General features: G+C 68.9%; 1 pseudogene. It reads right to left on the bottom strand.

Features of this window, described 5'->3' with window-relative positions:
* Positions 1 to 241 (bottom strand): annotated as a pseudogene (locus SB753_RS40715) (DNA repair exonuclease); the annotation flags it as partial.

Genomic DNA, 241 nt, shown 5'->3' with positions numbered 1-241 from the left:
CCAGCAGCAATAACGCCTCGGCCGCGCGCCGGACCTGTTGCGGATCGGACTGCGGGTCTTCCTGCAGACCGCGCAGACGCGCGACCACTTTCGCCAGATAACCGCTCTGCGCGCCGAGTTCGGCGAGATCTTCGGTGGTGGGCAGCACTTGCAACGCGCTCATGTCGACGCGCAATGCGCGCACGCGCGCGCGGGTTTCCTCGACGGCGACGTGGAGCGCTTCTGCATCGGCGAGCGCGGC

This window comes from Paraburkholderia sp. SIMBA_053, from assembly GCF_046534895.1.
GTDB classification, from domain to species: domain Bacteria; phylum Pseudomonadota; class Gammaproteobacteria; order Burkholderiales; family Burkholderiaceae; genus Paraburkholderia; species Paraburkholderia caledonica.
This window is presented reverse-complemented; position numbering and strand designations above follow the sequence as displayed.